The organism is Cryptosporangium minutisporangium (genome assembly GCF_039536245.1).
Lineage (GTDB): Bacteria > Actinomycetota > Actinomycetes > Mycobacteriales > Cryptosporangiaceae > Cryptosporangium > Cryptosporangium minutisporangium.
Genome location: NZ_BAAAYN010000082.1, coordinates 55,946 through 72,499 on the forward strand (window position 1 = coordinate 55,946; position 16,554 = coordinate 72,499).

General features: G+C 72.1%; 13 protein-coding genes, 1 pseudogene and 2 riboswitches. Of the genes and pseudogenes, 3 read left to right on the plus strand and 11 right to left on the minus strand.

The window, feature by feature from the left end; all coding sequences use genetic code 11:
• Window positions 1–276 precede the first annotated feature (276 nt).
• Window positions 277–2,109, plus strand: a complete 1,833-nt coding sequence (locus ABEB28_RS41155) for a substrate-binding and VWA domain-containing protein (protein WP_345733751.1) — start codon at window positions 277–279, stop codon at window positions 2,107–2,109.
• 58 nt (window positions 2,110–2,167) lie between these two features.
• Here the strand turns inward: ABEB28_RS41155 and ABEB28_RS41160 are convergent.
• Window positions 2,168–3,292: pseudogene (locus ABEB28_RS41160) on the minus strand (chorismate-binding protein); the annotation flags it as partial.
• Window positions 3,293–3,788: 496 nt separating this feature from the next.
• On the opposite strand from ABEB28_RS41160, the gene ABEB28_RS41165 reads away from it, so the two are divergent.
• Entirely contained in the window at window positions 3,789–3,986 is a 198-nt protein-coding gene (locus tag ABEB28_RS41165) for a DUF5999 family protein (RefSeq protein WP_345733764.1), read from the plus strand.
• A 457-nt stretch (window positions 3,987–4,443) separates the two neighbouring features.
• On the opposite strand, the gene gcvP is transcribed toward ABEB28_RS41165, so the two are convergent.
• The 10 genes from gcvP to clsA all read right to left on the minus strand — a co-directional run bounded on the left by gcvP (window position 4,444) and on the right by clsA (window position 14,797).
• Window positions 4,444–7,362 (minus strand): aminomethyl-transferring glycine dehydrogenase, encoded by a 2,919-nt coding sequence (gene gcvP, locus ABEB28_RS41170; protein ID WP_345733753.1) that lies wholly within the window; start codon window positions 7,360–7,362, stop codon window positions 4,444–4,446.
• 35 nt (window positions 7,363–7,397) lie between these two features.
• A riboswitch (glycine riboswitch) is annotated at window positions 7,398–7,510 on the minus strand.
• Window positions 7,511–7,522: 12 nt separating this feature from the next.
• A riboswitch (glycine riboswitch) is annotated at window positions 7,523–7,617 on the minus strand.
• 215 nt (window positions 7,618–7,832) lie between these two features.
• On the minus strand, window positions 7,833–8,360 hold the full coding sequence (locus tag ABEB28_RS41175; protein ID WP_345733765.1) for a MerR family transcriptional regulator: 528 nt from the start codon (window positions 8,358–8,360) through the stop codon (window positions 7,833–7,835).
• 387 nt (window positions 8,361–8,747) lie between these two features.
• Window positions 8,748–9,215 (minus strand): bifunctional nuclease domain-containing protein, encoded by a 468-nt coding sequence (locus ABEB28_RS41180; protein WP_073265482.1) that lies wholly within the window; start codon window positions 9,213–9,215, stop codon window positions 8,748–8,750.
• 159 nt (window positions 9,216–9,374) lie between these two features.
• Window positions 9,375–10,106 carry a transcriptional regulator FtsR gene (gene ftsR / locus ABEB28_RS41185; RefSeq protein WP_345733754.1) on the minus strand — a complete coding sequence of 244 codons (732 nt, stop codon included), beginning with the start codon at window positions 10,104–10,106 and terminating at the stop codon, window positions 9,375–9,377.
• Window positions 10,107–10,368: 262 nt separating this feature from the next.
• Window positions 10,369–10,770, minus strand: a complete 402-nt coding sequence (gene odhI / locus ABEB28_RS41190) for an oxoglutarate dehydrogenase inhibitor Odhl (protein WP_376981381.1) — start codon at window positions 10,768–10,770, stop codon at window positions 10,369–10,371.
• A 427-nt stretch (window positions 10,771–11,197) separates the two neighbouring features.
• Complete coding sequence (gene gcvH, locus ABEB28_RS41195; protein WP_345733756.1) at window positions 11,198–11,581, minus strand: glycine cleavage system protein GcvH; 384 nt, start codon at window positions 11,579–11,581, stop codon at window positions 11,198–11,200.
• A 42-nt stretch (window positions 11,582–11,623) separates the two neighbouring features.
• Window positions 11,624–12,730, minus strand: coding sequence for a DUF881 domain-containing protein (locus tag ABEB28_RS41200; protein ID WP_345733757.1), 1,107 nt, complete (start codon window positions 12,728–12,730; stop codon window positions 11,624–11,626).
• Window positions 12,727–13,059 carry a small basic family protein gene (locus ABEB28_RS41205; RefSeq protein WP_035856140.1) on the minus strand — a complete coding sequence of 111 codons (333 nt, stop codon included), beginning with the start codon at window positions 13,057–13,059 and terminating at the stop codon, window positions 12,727–12,729. Before ABEB28_RS41205 ends, ABEB28_RS41200 begins: the two co-directional genes overlap by 4 nt.
• Window positions 13,056–14,165: a DUF881 domain-containing protein gene (locus ABEB28_RS41210; protein ID WP_345733758.1), complete on the minus strand. Its 1,110-nt coding sequence runs from the start codon at window positions 14,163–14,165 to the stop codon at window positions 13,056–13,058. Before ABEB28_RS41210 ends, ABEB28_RS41205 begins: the two co-directional genes overlap by 4 nt.
• On the minus strand, window positions 14,162–14,797 hold the full coding sequence (gene clsA / locus ABEB28_RS41215) for a cardiolipin synthase ClsA (protein ID WP_345733759.1): 636 nt from the start codon (window positions 14,795–14,797) through the stop codon (window positions 14,162–14,164). Before clsA ends, ABEB28_RS41210 begins: the two co-directional genes overlap by 4 nt.
• Before the next feature lie 287 nt (window positions 14,798–15,084).
• On the opposite strand from clsA, the gene ABEB28_RS41220 reads away from it, so the two are divergent.
• Window positions 15,085–16,554: S8 family serine peptidase (locus tag ABEB28_RS41220; protein ID WP_345733760.1), on the plus strand; the 1,470-nt coding region annotated here is incomplete at its 3' end.

Genomic DNA, 16,554 nt, shown 5'->3' on the forward strand with positions numbered 1-16,554 from the left:
CCGTGGATAACCGCGAGTGGCGGAAATTCGAGTTAACTGCGTCCGCTATCGCGGCATTCCCCCCGCTCATCCCGAAAACTGTGACCTCAACGTGACCCACAGTAGAAATCTGGCGGGTTGGAATACCACTACGTGTTACCTGTTAATTGCGTTCCGAAGTCTTCGCAGCGTTCTCCGCGTCAGCACTGCCAGTAAAGCTACCGATGCGTAGACTCCGCCGCGAACGTACGGTCCGGCCGCCCCCGCTCAGGGCCGGGCGAATCGGAGGACAGCAGAATGGCAACCGGTCGGCACCGCCGCCTCCAAGCGTCGCGCCGCAGGGAACTCGAGGCCGAGGCCGCCGAGAAGGCACCGCGCCGTCGTACCGGCCCGGTCGCGCCCTGGATGGTGGCCGCGGTCGTCGCGGTGCTGGTGTTCAGCGGCGTCACCGCCGGCTACGTGGTCGCCGCCCGTGGCGGTTGCGACGGCACGCCCACCACGCTGAGCGTCGTCACCTCGCCCGATCAGGTGGACGTCGTCCGGAAGCTCGCCACGACGTGGGAGGACGGCGAACCGTCCGTCGACGGCCGCTGCGCCCGGATCGAGGTGACCGGCGAGTCCTCGCGGGACGTCGCCGCCGCACTCAGCCCGGACTGGCAGCGCACCGCGGACGGCGTGACCCGTCCGGACGTCTGGATGCCCGACTCCAGCAGCTGGCTCCTCTCCGCCGCCCGCCGGGAGGACGCCGCACCGCTGGTCTCCGGCGAGCGCACCAGCGTCGCCAGCTCGCCCGTCGTCATGGCGGTGCCGCGGCCGATGGCCGAGGCGCTCGGCTGGCCGAGCAAGCAGATCTCCTGGTCCGACTTCGTCGGCATGCACTTCCGCAACCAGACGTGGAAGGACTTCGGCCACGCCGACTGGGGCCCGATCAAGCTGGGCATGAGCGAACCGACGACGTCGACCGCCGGACTGCTCAGCTTGGTGCCGATCTCCGACCGCAACGGCGACGACAAGATCTCGCTGGACGAGGCGAAGGCGCTGCTGGTGTTCAGCCGGTCGGTGGTCGACCGGCAGCCGGACAGCTCCGGCTGGTACGAGAAGCTCGCCGAAGCCCCGGACGAGAAGGCCGCGCTCAAGACGATCAGCGTCTTCCCGTCGCTGGAGCACGACATCGCCGCCTACAACCAGAACGACCCGGCGGTGAAGCTCGTCCCGCTCTACCCGGGCGAGGGCACGGTGTTCGCCGACTACCCGTACGCGACGCTGAACGCAGGCTGGGTGGACTCGTTCCGCCGCCAGGTCGCCGCCGCTTTCCTGGACCACCTGCAAAGCAGCTCGTCCCAGCGGGTCTACGGGGAGGCCGGGTTCCGTACACCGGACAAGTCCACCCGCTACGCCGGCTCCACGCTCGGCGAGCTGGGCTTCTCCGAGGAGATCGGCGCGGTCGCCCGCAACGTCGGCTCGGCCGCCACCGTCGACCGCACGGTCGTGTACTGGACCGCGCTCGAGCGCACCACGACGTTCCTCGCGGTCGTCGACACGTCCGGGTCGATGGTCGAACCACTCGGCGACAAAACCCGGATGCAGGTCGTCCAGGAGGCCGCCATCAAGGCGATCTCCCTCTTCGACGAGAACTCCCACGTCGGCCTCTGGCAGTTCTCCACCAACCTGGTGGGCAGCCAGGACTGGCGCCAGGTCATGCCGCTCACCCGCGCCGGGTCGACCGACAAGGCGACCGGGAAGCCGTTCCGCGAGGTCGGCATCCAGAAGGTGCTGGCGCTGCGCCCCGGCGGCAACACCGGCCTCTACGACACGGTGCTCGCCGCCTACCAGTACATGCAGAAGAACTGGAAGCCCCGCCAGCTCAACCTCGTCGTCGTGCTCACCGACGGCAAGAACCAGGACGACAACGGGATCAGCCGGAGCGAACTGCTCAGCCGGTTACGCAACACGGCCCAGCCCGACCGTCCGGTGCAGGTGATCACGCTTGGCCTCGGCGACACCGTCGACGAGAAGGAACTGGGCGAGATCTCCGCCGCCACCGGTGGCAAGTCGTACAAGGCCAAGGACGCCGACGACCTCGAACGGCTCTGGCTGGCCACGATCCTCGGCGAGACCCCGCCGAGGTAGGACCCGCGGCTGTCGGCCGGGCTCCGTACCCGGCTGACCCGCCTGCGTTCCTCCCCTTTTATTCGTTACGCTCGGCAGCGGCGGGCACCAGCGCCTGGCCCACCCCGCGGACGGCCGCGTCGAGCGGTGCCGCCTTCGCCGCCGCCTCCGCCACCTCGTCGTCCGGAATGCTCGACCAGGTGATGCCGCCGCCCGCCCACAGGTGCAGCGTCCCCGCGTTCCCCGTGCCATCAGACGCAGAGTCACCACCGCACTCCGAAGAGCCCCACACCGCGGCCACCGTCCGGATCGTCAGACCGAGCTCGATCCCGGCCGGCGAGACGTACCCGAGCGCCCCCATCGCCGGCCCCCTCCCGACCGGCTCCAGCGCGGAGAGCACCTCCAGCGCTGCCCGCTTCGGCGCCCCGGTGACCGACGCACCCGGGCAGAGCGCCCGCAGCAGCTCCGCCACCCCGACGCCCGGCCGCAGCTCGGCGGTCACCGTGGACTCGGCCTGCCACAGCCCGCTCCAGGGCCGCACGGCGAACAACTCGTCGACGGAGACCGAGCCGGTGGTCGCGATCCGACCCAGGTCGTTCCGGGCGAGGTCGACGATCATGACGTGCTCGGCGCGCTCTTTCGTCGAGGCCAGCAACGCGGCCCGGCCGGCCTCCGTACGTGGGCCGGTGCCCTTGATCGGGCGGGTGGTCACGCGTCCGCCGGCGACCGTGACCAGGCACTCCGGTGAGCCGCTGGCGACCGCCCAACCGGCGCCGTCCGGCCCGCTGCCACTCAGCCGGCCTGCCCACGCCGCGCCCGGCAGGCCCGCGACCGCGGCGAGCGCGGCGCCGGGATTCCCGAGATACGGTGCGGAGGCGTGCCCGACGACGTTCACCTGGTAGACGTCACCGCGGGCGATCGCCTGGCGAGCGGCCTCCACCGCCGCCCGGTGCTCCCCCGGCTCCCATGACGAGACCCAGGGTCCGACCTGCCACTCGTTCCGGTCGCCGCCGTGGCCGACGGGGACGCGGTGGTGCGGCGGCACGTCGTCGCCGATGGGGACGGCCTCGTGGAACACCAGGACGACATCCGGAATCTCCGGCGCCGGGGTCGGGGGGCCGAGCAGGGCCGTCCCGTTTGCATCACGCAGCGTAGTGGAACCCAGCATCGTGGCGCCCGCCGCAGCCGAGATGAGGAGGGCCGCACCCACCGTTCGGCCGGGTTCTGGATCGTCCGGACAGAGTGAAGATTCGACCGGCTGGAATGGGGTGTCCCGGTCACTCGTTACCCCATCCGGCATGGCATCGTTAGGGACATCGGAATGATGCGGATCACACAGGTTACGAGCGGGCAAGCCGGCAGCGGCCAGCGCGCTTTCGATCAACTCTGCGGGATCTCCACCGTCAGAAATCCGCCATTCCAGTCTGTTTCGCTCGCGATATCCCCAACCACCGGGCAGTTGCGGAGATGTTTTCAATTTGTTGCCCACAACTCAGCCCATCCGACGACGTTCGGAGTTGCGGTGAGGGACGATGATGTGAGGGAAGACACAGGTTCTCTGTGACCCAACTGAGCCCGCCAGTAGCAGCACACCGCTGGCACCACCCCCAGGAAGACCTGGCATGACTGCATCACTGAACGACCCCGCAACTCGAACCACCAACCAGTTTCACCCGTTCACCCTGACCGGAGACTCTTCGATGTGCCCGCATCAGCCGCAGTGTCCTTCCTTCGATGCCCCTGACCGGGACGCCGCGACGATCCTCGCAGCCCACCCCGTGCAAGGTTGGAGCCTGCTCTGCAACGGCGTCATCGTGTTCGAGGACACCGGGGAGCTCCTGCCGGACGGCCGCTGCGTCGACCCCTGCCGCCCGGAACCCGCACACGCCGCTGCGTAACAGCAGCACCCCGTCGCAGGGATCCGTAACACCGTCCCTCGACCCCCGAGGCGGCAGCCGCCCCCCATCCAGGGACCGGCACCTGCCGCCGCTGAACGCTCAGGCGGCGCCCGCCGCACCGTAACCCCGGTGCCCGGCCCGCGCCGCTGCGGCACCCCGACGGAGGCCGCACCCGCGCGCTCCGCCCTCCGACAGTCGCGCCACTGACGGCCCGCGCCGCCCGGCCACCCAGCCGGGCTCGGCGCTCGCCACATCGCGTTCCGCCGCACCCCCGGGTCCGGCGTCGCTGGCCCACACCCTCTTCCGCGCCCGCCCAGAGCCTGGGCGGGCGTCGTGTTCTGCGCCGAGCGCGCGAAGCCGGGGCCTCACCGGGGTCCACGAACGTCGTCGACCCCGGTAACTCACCGACTTCCCGGCGCCCGGCCCTCGCGAGGCGGTGGCGCCGCGGTCGCCCCGATCAGGAGATCGCGAACGCCTCCGGGGACGGGCACGAGCACACCAGGTTCCGGTCACCGAACGCGCCGTCGATGCGCCGCACCGGCGGCCAGTACTTGTCGGCCGTCCGGCCCGCCGGGTAGGCGCCGAGCGCCCGGTCGTACGGGTGCTCCCACTCCCCCGTCACCATCGCTGCGGTGTGCGGGGCGTTCGCCAGCGGGTTGTCGTCCTTGGGCCACGTCCCCGCGGCCACCGCGTCGATCTCTGCCCGGATCGCGATCATCGCGTCGCAGAACCGGTCGAGCTCGGCCAGGTCCTCGGACTCGGTCGGCTCCACCATCAGCGTCCCGGCCACCGGGAATGACATCGTCGGCGCGTGGAACCCGTAGTCGATCAGCCGCTTCGCGACGTCGTCCACGGTCACGCCGGTGCTCTTGGTCAGCGGACGCAGGTCGAGGATGCACTCGTGGGCCACCAGGCCCGCCGAACCTTCGGTACCCCCGGCGTACAGCACCGGGAAGTGCGGCCGCAGGCGCGCCGCGACGTAGTTGGCGGCGAGCACCGCCGCACCGGTCGCCGCGACCAGCCCTTCCGCCCCCATCAGCCGCAGGTACACCCACGGCACCGGCAGGATGCCCGCCGATCCCCACGGCGCGGCCGACACCGGCCCGGGCCCGGTCTCCGGCCCCGCGTCGGGCCGCAGCGGGTGGTTGGGCAGGTACGGCGCGAGGTGCGACCGCACCGCGACCGGACCGATGCCCGGACCACCGCCGCCGTGCGGGATGCAGAACGTCTTGTGGAGGTTCAGGTGGCTGACGTCGGCGCCGAACTTGCCCGGCTTGGCGAACCCGAGCAGCGCGTTGAGGTTCGCGCCGTCCACGTACACCTGGCCGCCGGCGTCGTGCACGGCCGCGCAGACCTCGGTGATCGTCTCCTCGTAGACGCCGTGCGTCGAGGGGTAGGTCACCATCAGCGCCGCGAGGTCGTCCCGGTGCTGCTCGATCTTGGCCCGCAAGTCGTCCAGGTCGACGTTGCCGGCGCTGTCGCAGCCGACGACCGCGACCCGCAGCCCCGCCATCACCGCGCTGGCCGCGTTGGTGCCGTGCGCGGACGACGGGATCAGGCAGACGTCCCGGTGCGCCTCGCCGCGGTCGCGGTGGTACGACCGGATCGCGAGCAGACCGGCGAACTCACCCTGCGAACCGGCGTTCGGCTGCAGGCTCACCGCGTCGTACCCGGTGACCTCGGCCAGCCACCGCTCCAGGTCGCCGATCATCGCGCCGTACCCGGCGGTCTGCTCGGCCGGCGCGAACGGGTGGATGTTCGCGAACTCCGGCCAGCTGACCGGCTCCATCTCGGTCGTCGCGTTGAGTTTCATCGTGCAGGAGCCGAGCGGAATCATGCCGCGGTCGAGCGCGTAATCCCGGTCGGAGAGCCGGCGGAGGTAACGCAGCATCGCGGTCTCGGACCGGTGCTCGGCGAAGACCGGGTGCTCCAGGTAGGCGCTGGTGCGCAACAGCGAGTCCGGGATCGCGTCCCCGGTCTCGACGTCCAGCGTCGACACGTCGAGCCCCGCGACGTCGAGCTCGGGGTCGTCGGAGCCGACCGCGGTCCAGACCGCCCGCAGGTGCTCGACCGTCGTGGTCTCGTCGCAGGAGACGCCGATCGTGTCGGCGTCGACGCGCAGCAGGTTCACCCCGGCCGCGGCGGCGGTCGCCAGGATGTCGTCGGCGCGCCCCGGCACCGAGACCCGGACCGTGTCGAAGAACGTCTCGGTGACCACGGTGGCGCCGGGGAGGCGGCGCAGCCCGGCCGCGAGCACCGCCGCCATCCGGTGGGTGCGCAGCGCGATCTGGCGGAGCCCGTCCGGGCCGTGCCAGACGGCGTACGCCCCGGCCATCACCGCGAGCAGGACCTGCGCCGTACAGATGTTGCTGGTCGCCTTCTCCCGCCGGATGTGCTGCTCGCGGGTCTGCAGCGCGAGCCGGTACGCCGGGGCGCCGGCCGCGTCCCGGGAGACGCCGACCAGACGGCCGGGCAGCGACCGGGCCAGCTTCTCGGCCACCGCCATGTACCCGGCGTGCGGGCCGCCGAAGCCCAGCGGGACGCCGAAGCGCTGCGCCGAGCCGATCGCGATGTCGGCGCCGAGCTCACCCGGCGCCGTGAGCAGGCAGAGGCCGAGCAGGTCGGCCGCGACCGTGACCAGCGCGCTCCGTTCGTGCGCGGCGGCGATCAGTGCCCTCGGGTCGCGCAGCGTCCCGGAACTGGCCGGGTACTGCACGAGCAGTCCGAAGTACGGCTCCTCCGGGGGCGTCGCCAGGTCGCTGACCACCAGATCGATGCCGAGCGGCTCTGCCCGGGTGCGCAGTACCGCCAGCGTCTGCGGGTGCACCTCGGCGTCGACGACGAACGTGTCGGTGCCGAGCTTCTTGCCCGCGCGGCGGGCCAGCGTCATCGCCTCCGCGGCCGCGGTCGCCTCGTCCAGCAGGGACGCGCCGGCGACCGGCAGACCGGTCAGGTCGCTGACCACGGTCTGGAAGTTGAGCAGCGCCTCCAGGCGGCCCTGCGAGATCTCCGGCTGGTACGGCGTGTACGCGGTGTACCAGGCCGGGCTCTCCAGGACGTTACGGCGGATCACCGGCGGCGTGACCGTGTCGGAGTAACCGAGCCCGATCATCTGGACCATCGGCCGGTTGCGAGCGGCGATCGCGCGCAGCTGGGCGGTCGCCTCGGGCTCCGACAGCGCCGGTGGCAGGTCGAGCGTGGCGTCCGGGCCGGTCAGCCGGATCGAGGCCGGGAGCGCCGCGGCCAGCAGCGCCTCGATCGAGGGCTGCCCGACGACGTCCAGCATCGTGGCGACGTCCGCGGCCGACGGGCCGATGTGGCGACGCGAGAACGGGCTCGCCGCGCCGAGCGAGGCGAGCGAGGGACGGTCGGTCATGGGGAGCTCCGGGAGTGTGGGAACACGGCGGACCGGTCTCCCCCTCTGTCATCGGTACCTGAGAGCTTCACCCGGCCGGAGTACTCCGAACGCGGGCTTGCACCGTCGGTGAGGCGCCGCACTGCGCCTGCTTTCCAGAGTCGTCCGGGCGTACCGACACGCCCACCGCACGGTCCGTTGGCCTGAGAGGTTCCGGGGAGGTTGCTCCTTCGGCGCCCGGGGCTGGCTGCCCAGGGACTCTCCCGCACGGTTTATCAACGCACATCAGAAACTACCAGCCCGCGCGGCCCCCCGCGGGCGGCGTCCACCACACGGAGTTGCCCTTCAAGCGCCGCCAGGCGCGCAAGCCTTTGTCTGAACTGGAGCCCGCTCAGGGCGGCGCTGGCAGTCGAGCGGGCCGACGCCGTGACATTAAGGGGGGCCGTCATGAGGCCCGCTCGCCTGTCAGCGTCGTTCTGAGCGGGCCGCGATCACCCGGTGCGGCGGGCGCGGCGGCGGGAGAGTTCGTCCGCGTCGGGGCGGGCGGCTGGGGACGGGGTGCCGTTGGCACGCTCGCCCGGCAGCTTCGCGAGGCTGCCCTCGATCTCCCGGAACGCCCCACCGACCGCGATCCCGAACACGCCCTGGCCGCCCTGGAGCAGGTCTACGACCTCCTCCGGCGACGTGCACTCGTACACCGTCGTGCCGTCGGAGAGCAGCGTGATGTGAGCCAGATCCTCGACCCCGCGGGCCCGCAGCTGGTCGACGGCGAGCCGGATGTTCTGCAGCGACACCCCCGCGTCCAGGAGCCGCTTGACGATCTTCAGGACGAGGATGTCGCGGAACGAGTAGAGCCGCTGGCTCCCGGACCCCTGCGCGCCCCGGATGCTCGGCTCGACCAGCCCGGTGCGGGCCCAGTAGTCGAGCTGCCGGTACGTGATGCCGGCGACGTGGCAGGCGGTCGGCCCGCGATATCCGACGTGCTCGTCCGGGGACGACCCCGGCTCCCGCTCGAACAGGACGCCCTGTCCGTCGTAGGCGCTGCCGACGCTGCCGTAGGCGTCGAGGGGGGTGCTACCGGGCGCGGTCGGCGCACCGGTGGACCCCCCGACAACCGGGAGCCCGGCCTGGCCGGCCGTACCGTCGCGCTTGACCACCGCTGACCTCCGCGCGTGTGCCGATCCACTGTGCCCCCGAGACCTCGACGGTAAGAGGGCGGTGAACACCGGTCAACGTCCGGCGACGGCGTGTCGCGACATCGCAGCAGAGCCTGAACGCCTAGAGTACAACAAAATAGGGCATAATGTGCGGAATACCGTCCCAGCCTCGTGCATCGACGGTATTCCACTGATATGCGCTACGCCACTCGGATGCGCATTCTCGGAGGCCGGAATTCGGCTGCCGGCTCAGCTTCCGGCGAAATCTTCCGGGGAGATCGTGTCGAGGAATTCGCGGAACTTCGCGACCTCGTCCTCCTGCTCGTCCGGGATGATGATCCCGGCCTCTTCCAGCACCGCCTCGGCGCAGGTGATCGTGACACCGACCCGGAGCGCCAGTGCGATCGCGTCGGACGGCCGGGAGCTCACCCGCACGCCGTCGCCGATCACCAGCTCGGCGTAGAAGACGTTGTCCCGCAGCTCGACGATTTCGACCTTCCGGAGCGGCGCATCGAGGGCGCCGAGGACGTCCCGCAGCAGGTCGTGCGTCAACGGCCGGGTCGGCCGGACCCCCTGCTGCTCGAACGCGATCGCGGTGGCCTCGACCGGCCCGATCCAGATCGGCAGGTAACGATCACCCGCGACCTCCTTGAGCAGGACGATCGGCTGGTTGTTCGGTAGCTCGACCCGCACACCGACGACGTTGAGCTCCTTCACCCGTATCTCACCCAGCCTCTGCACTCGCGCACGCCGGACTTTTCCGGCCCGCCGCACGTTCCCATGCCGCTTCCGAAGTCCGAACTACCGAGACCTACCTTGCCTCTGTCGAACGTACACGGCACGCCCCCGTCCGGCGCGTCGGCCGGGTCGTGAGGATCAGCCGCCGAGCGATCCCCGGAGACGGGCCTGGACGAGCGCCGTGTGCAGACGCAGCGACAGCGCGGCGAGCTCCCGGACGATCTCCTCGGCGCGCGCCTTCGCCTCCGGGCCCCGCTGCCGGATGACCGGCGCGACGACCTGCTCGAACAGTCCCACCTCGCGGTCGGCCGCAGTCTTGTACCCGCGCAGGTGCCGGGGCTCCAGACCGAACTCGGCCATCCGCGCGACGGTCTCGGCCACCGCCAGGCCGTCCGCGTCGTACCACCCGGCGCCGCGCGCGGAGATCAGGCCGTAATTCTCGATCTGTTTCAGCTGGGCGTCGGTGATGCCGGTCCGCTCCAGGAGGTCGGACCGGGAAAGGCGGACATCGACCTCAGGTCGGGAGAAATCGCCCGCCGCTGGCAGCGACTCGTTCGCCACCAGCGCATGCTGCTCTGGCCGACCGCCATCGGCGCCCGGCGTCCCGCGGTCGAACGCCTGGAGGTGCTCCCGGATCACGCGCAGCGGCAGGTACTGGTCCCGCTGCGCCGCCAGGACGTACCGCAGCCGGTCGACGTCCTCGGGCGAGTACTTGCGGTACCCGGCCGGCGTGCGCTCCGGCTCCACGAGCCCTTCGGACTCGAGGAACCGGAGCTTGGAGATCGTGGTGTCCGGGAACTCCGGCCGGAGCTGGGCGAGGACCTCGCCGATGCTCAGATACGCCCGGGCGGAGGACCCGGACGCGGTCACGGCGCTACCCCCTCCGCGGACCGCGAAACCACGGTCCCGGAGCCCGTACCGACCCGACGCCACCGACTCACCGTGCGACTCCCTCCGCGGACCGCGAAACCACGGTCCCGGAGCCCGTACCGACCCGACGCCACCGACTCACCGTGCGACTCCCTCCGCGGACCGCGAAACCACGGTCCGGGAGGCCGTCACGACGCCACAACGTTCCGACGCCGCAGANGGGAGGCCGTCACGACGCCACAACGTTCCGACGCCGCAGACGTCACGGCGCCACCTTCGGGCCCGAGAGGAAGACCAGCCGGAACTTGCCGACCTGCACCTCGTCGCCGTTCGCCAGGGTCGCGGACTCGACGCGCTCCCGGTTGACGTAGGTGCCGTTGAGGCTGCCGACGTCGCGAACGACGAAGACGCCACCCTCACGACGGAACTCGGCGTGCCGGCGGGACACCGTGACGTCATCGAGGAAGATGTCGCTCTCCGGGTGACGCCCGGCGGTCGTGACGTCGGTGTCCAGCAGGAACCGGCTACCCGCGTTCGGCCCGCGCCGGACGACGAGCAGCGCCGAACCGGGCGGAAGGCTCTCGGCGATCCGGGTACCCTCGGGGTCACCGCCGCCGGCGGCCTCGGACGCCTCCACGACGTCGTCGATGGCGCCGAGGATCATCGTCGAGGTGACATCCAGCTGCTGATCGTCCTCGGAATGGCGGCTCACCGCACACCTCCGGCGTCTAGGGCCCGCAGGCACGCCCGCGCGGATGCTGGAGGGGCACCCTTCAAGTTAGATCGCCTCCCGGCCTTGTCCGTCGACCGCTGACGCGGTCGAGTACCTGCGATGTGGGCCCGGCAGTCCCCGCCACCCGGGAAGGGGACGGAATCCGCCAGATCTGCTCCCCAGTCTGGCAGACCAGGTCACAGCGAGGGGACGACCACCCGCCTCGCGACCGGTGTTCGACCCACGAAGCCTAGTGCACCGGTGTGTGAGTTGCTCGACCGCACGCTCCCGTGACCCATCAGATCCGTGCTCCCGACGCTCACGGTCGCAGCTTCAGGCAGTGCAGCACCAGTACCGCCGCCGCCCGTGGGCAGGGTGGTCATGCCTTCTCGGTGAGTTCCCGGTACTCGTCGGCGCTCATCAGAGCGTCGAGGACGGCGGGATCGTCCACGTCGATCTCGAGCATCCATCCCCCGCCGTACGGCTCGCCGTTGATCAGCTCCGGCTGCTCGTCCAGCGCCTCGTTCCGAGCCGTCACCGTGCCGGACACCGGGGCGTACACGTCCGAGACGCTCTTGGTCGACTCGACCTCACCGACCGCCTCGCCCGCGGTGACGGTGTTGCCCACCTCGGGCAGCTGCACGAACACGATGTCGCCGAGCGAGTCCTGGGCGTAGTCGGTGATACCGATCCGGACAGTGCTCCCGCTGGTCGCGCGGATCCACTCGTGCTCGTTCGTGTACCGCAGATCGTCGGGGATCACGGTCGGTCCTTTCGTGGAACGGGGATGCGGTGGTACGGGACGTCAGTCAACCGGTTCGGCGTACCGCGGCCTCGCCGGTGAGAGCGTTGCGCTGACGGTGACCGTCTCCGGCGCGTCGATCTGCAACTTACCGCCGGCGCCCTCGACCGAGTCCACGACACCACCGGGGATCGCCAGCGCGGCCCGCATCGTCTGCGGCTCACCGATCGCGAGCAGCGTGTACGGACCGGACAGTCGCCGGCCGTCGACCAGCAGGTCGCCGTCGTCGGCGTCGAGGAACGCGGTGGACGCGACGATCCGGACCGGGTCGCCCCGGCTCCCGCCGATCTGCAGCGCCTCGGCTCCGGCCCCGCGCAATTCCTCGACCGCGTCGAGGATCACGTCCGCACTCAATCGACGGGTACCGGCGAAGAACACCAGGCGCAGCCCGTCGCCCTCGGCCGGGATCGTCCCGGCCAGGATGCCGAGCTCCTCGGCGCGCTGCTCCAGGTCCTCCTGGACGGTCTGCGAACCCTCCGCAGCCGAGCTGAGCGTCCGGCGGCGCTCCTGCAGTTCGTTGATCTCACCCTGCAGGCGCTGCTCGCGGTTCTCCAGCTCGTCCAGGATCCGCACCAGGTCTTCCTGACGCGCACCGGCCAGCTCGCCGTCCCGCTCGTTGCGACGCAGCTGGGCGGCGAGGCTCAGGCCGAGCAACGCGCAGAGCGCGACCGCGGCGGCCTTCATCCACCACTGTCGCCGGGACGCGGTCCGCGGACGCCGATGAGCCGGTGACGGGCCACCCGGACCGGCCGGTCCGCCGGAGCCCACCGGCACCATCTCGGTGCCGGCCCGGCGCTGACCGGGCGGGTCCTCGGGCTCCGGAGCGGTCGGTGGTTCCTCGGCGGCCGCAGCGGCCGGAGAGAGCGGCTCCGCGTCGGGGGCGACGCCCGAGGGCGGCGGTGGGTCGCTCGGCGCCGATGGCCGGCCCGCCGTGCCCGCCGCCTCCCGACCCACCGGGGACGAGAGCGGCTGCGAGGACGACAACGGCAGGGTGATCGCCTCGGTGACCGCGTCGTCCGGCTCCGGCATCATCGCGCCGGGGTCCTGATCACGCTGGCGGGGCGCCCGCGCCGCCCCGGCCGCGTCGCCGCCGGGGGTCGGCCCGGTCATGCCCGGAAGATGTGGCGCCGGATCGCCGCCACGTTGCCGAAGATCCGGACCCCGAGCACGACCACGACCCCCGTCGAGAGCTGACCACCGACCCCCAGTTTGTCACCGAGATACACGATCAGGGCGGCCACCAGCACGTTGGAGACGAACGAGACGACGAACACCTTGTCGTCGAAGATGCCGTCCAGCCGCGCGCGGACGCCGCCGAAGACCGCGTCCAGCGCGGCGACCACGGCGATCGGTAGGTACGGCTCCAGACCGGTCGGCACCGACGGCTCGAATACGAGACCGACGACGACGCCCACGATCAGCGCCAGCGCGGGGATCAATCAGCACCTCCGGCATCGGACGAGGGAGACACCCGCGGCGTCGCGGCCGGCCGGGTCGACGGTGGGGCGGACCCGGACGAGGCCGGTGGGGTGTCGCCCGAGGGCGACGGCGACGCGGGCGGCGCAGTGGAGGCCGCCGGGCCGGTGGACGTCGACGGGCTCGCCGGGGCCTGCGACCCGGGTCGGGCCGCCTCCCGCAGCTCGGGTTCCGGACCGGCCGGCAGCCGGAGTTCGTCGTCGCGGCGCAGGTCCAGCCCCATCTTGTAGTCCTTGACGTACGACTGGAACCGCCGCACCGCCGGTGCGCGCAGCAACTCCCGGTAAAGCGCGTCGGCGTCGCCGATGGCGGTGATCGTGTACGGGTTGTCCACCGGCCGGAAATCCACCAGGACGGCCGCGCCGGCCGACCGGATGGTGGAGAGCGCGGTCAGCCGCTGGCCGTCGATCGCGACTGCCTCCGCGCCGGCCGCCCAGACGGCGTTGGCGAGCGTCTGCAGGTCGCCGTCCTGGACCAGGAACGCCTCGGCGTCACCGACCGTCACGCCGGTCACCGGGTCGCGGGTCGGCTCTCCGTCCGAGACCTCCAGGACGATGCCGGGCCCGGTGACCGGCACCAACCCGGTCGTCGCCTCGGCGTCCCGGATCCGCCGGGACAACGCCTGCCCGGTCGAACTGTTCGCGACGGCGGCGTCCTGGGCCTCGGCCACCTCTTCCCGGCGCTGGTCGGCGAGGCGCTGCAGCCCGTCGGTGCGGCTCTGCGCCCGGCGAACCTCGGCGGCGAGCGCGTCCCGGGTCTCCGCCGCCTGGGGCGCCGTGGCCACCGTCTCCCGGTACGCGACCGCGAGCACGACCCCGATCACCGCGGCGCACACGGCGGTCAGCGCGCGCCGTCCGCGGGCGGTCAGCCGGGACGGCGGCTCGCCGGTCTCCCGGCGCTGGGCCGCCGCGGCGTACCCCGGATCGAGGTGGTTGTTCATCAGGTCGGCCAGCATCGTCAGGCCGGGCGAGGGGGGCGCGTCCTTGCCGAACAGCCGGAAGCCGGCGTCCCGGGGCTCGGTTCCGTGGTCCGGCGTTCCGTGCTCCGGCGGTGGGGCTGGCGAGCTCACCCGGCGGCCTCCACGCGGTCCCGCCGGGCGAACCGGACGAGCGAACCGGTCTGCACGACGTAGAGCGCGGCGGCCCACCAGTACAGCCCGACGCCCCAGATCGCGAACGCCCAGCCAACCGGGGCGGCGATCGCGCCCACCAGGCCGTCCTGCCCGGCCAGCAGCAGCAGCGGGAACGCGTAGAGCAGGTTGAACGTCGCCGCCTTGCCGACGTAGTGCACCGGCAACGGCCCGTAGCCGTACTGCCGCAGCACCATCAACGCGAGCCAGAGCACCCCGTCCCGGACGATCAGCGCCAGGGCCAGCCACCACGGGATGATGTCGCGGATCGCGAACGTGACGACGGTGGTGAAGACGTAGAGGCGGTCGGCGAGCGGGTCCAGCAACTGCCCGATCCGGCTAACCTGGCCCCAGGCCCGGGCCAGCGCACCGTCCAGCCAGTCGGAGAAGCCGCTGACCACCAGTACGAGCAGCGCGAGCAGGTCGGCGTGGGCCACCAGGACCAGGTAGACGAACACCGGAACGCCGAGCAGCCGCAGTGCGCTGAGCGCGTTCGGCACGGTGAGTACGCGCGCCGTCACCGGCGGATCGGTGGCGACCGGAGCCGGTGCCACCTCTGATGCCTCGGGCACGACCCAGCCTCCCCTCCGCTGCCTGACGGACCCCGGTCGGTTCCGTACCGCTCATGCTGCCACCTCGGCCCGGCCCGAGGGCGACCACCGTGCGCCCCGTGGCGCCGACCACTCCGGCCCGGCGTCCTCGGTGCCCCGCGGACGGCCGGTAGCGGGGCGTGCGTTGCTCCCCGGCCGCAACCGAGGCGGGGTGGATCACGTCCGCGATTCCTCAGCTCGCTGGGCTCCGCGTCGAGAGACGAAGTGACCACACGGACGTGGCCCAGCATCGACCCAGGAGCTGATCGGTGACCCGACCGACCCCCCGACCGACCCGGACCTTCCCGCGCCGCGCACGACTGACCGCCGGGATCGCCGGGCTGTCCCTGGCCGCCGGATCGGTCGCCGGGGTCATCGCGGTGGCCGGAGGCGGATCGGCGACGGTCGCGGCTCCCGCGCCCACCGGTGCTCCGCCGACCACTGTGGCAGGTCCGGCCGGTGCGTCCGGGTCCGCCCCGGCCGGCGCCCCGACGACCGACGCCAGGACCGGCACCGCGGCGACCGGCACCGGCCGCACGGACTGGGACGCACCGGCGGCCAACGTGACCGCCGCTCCGGCGAGCGTCGTCGGCGACGTCGCCGCGAACCAGCCGGTCCGGATCGTGACCGTCCGTAGCGTCGACGGCCGCCCGTCGGTCGTCACGACGACGGTCAACGGACGTGCGTCGGCGACCGCCGCGGTCGCGGCCGCACAGCGGGACGCGACGACCGTCTCGGTCGGCGTCGACCGGGTCCTCCGGCTCTCCGTGACCAGCGACGACCCGCGTCGCGCCGCCCAGTGGGCGCTGACCACGCTGCGCGCCGAGCAGACCTGGACCGCGACGACCGGCAAGACGGTCACCGTGGCCGTCGTCGACACCGGCGTGCAGGCCTCGCACCCGGACCTCGCCGGGTCCGTCCTGTCCGGCGTGGACCTGGTCCGTGACGATCCGAAGAGCATCGACGGCAGCAAGGACGACAACGGCCACGGCACCCACGTCGCGGGCATCATCGCGGCGGTCGCGAACAACCGGATCGGCGTCGCCGGGCTGGCTCCGGGCGCGAAGATCCTGCCGGTCCGCGTCCTCGACGGCGACGGCGCCGGGTACGACTCGGACATCGCCGACGGCATCGTCCGGGCGGTCGACCGCGGCGCCACGGTCGTCAACCTCTCGATCGGCGGCACCGAGGCCGGCGCGACGTCGTACGCGGTCCGGTACGCGCTGAGCAAGAACGTGGTCGTGGTGGCCGCCGCCGGCAACGAGCGCGAGGAGGGCAACCCGGTCAGCTACCCGGCGGCGGACGCCGGCGTGATCGGCGTGGCCGCGACCGACTGGTCCGACACCGACGCTCCGTTCTCCAACACCGGCGACTACGTCGACGTCGCCGCGCCGGGCGTCGGGATCTGGTCGACGTACCGGGGCAGCACGTACAAGCAGCTCTCCGGCACGTCGATGGCGACGCCGTACGTGGCCGCGGCCGCCGCCCTGATCCGCGCCGTCTCCCCCGACCTCACCCCGGCCGCCGTCGGATCCCTGCTGGAGCGGACCGCCACCGACCTCGGTACCGTCGGTCGGGACGACGCGACCGGCCACGGCCTGGTCGACCCGTACGCGGCGGTCTGCTCGCTGGTGACGTGCGGTGGTTCGACGACGCCGACGGCCGGCCCGACCGGAAGCCCGACGAGCAGCCCCACGACGAGCCCCAGCCCGAGCACGAGCCCCACCGCACCCGCGAGC

Coding starts and splice junctions, on each gene's coding strand:
- gcvP (WP_345733753.1), bottom strand. CDS start 7,362: ATGACCGACCGTCCCTCGCTCGCCTCGCTCGGCGCGGCGAGCCCGTTC.
- ABEB28_RS41165 (WP_345733764.1), top strand. CDS start 3,789: ATGTGCCCGCATCAGCCGCAGTGTCCTTCCTTCGATGCCCCTGACCGG.
- odhI (WP_376981381.1), bottom strand. CDS start 10,770: ATGATCCTCGGCGCCATCGACGACGTCGTGGAGGCGTCCGAGGCCGCC.
- ABEB28_RS41155 (WP_345733751.1), top strand. CDS start 277: ATGGCAACCGGTCGGCACCGCCGCCTCCAAGCGTCGCGCCGCAGGGAA.
- ABEB28_RS41200 (WP_345733757.1), bottom strand. CDS start 12,730: ATGACCGGGCCGACCCCCGGCGGCGACGCGGCCGGGGCGGCGCGGGCG.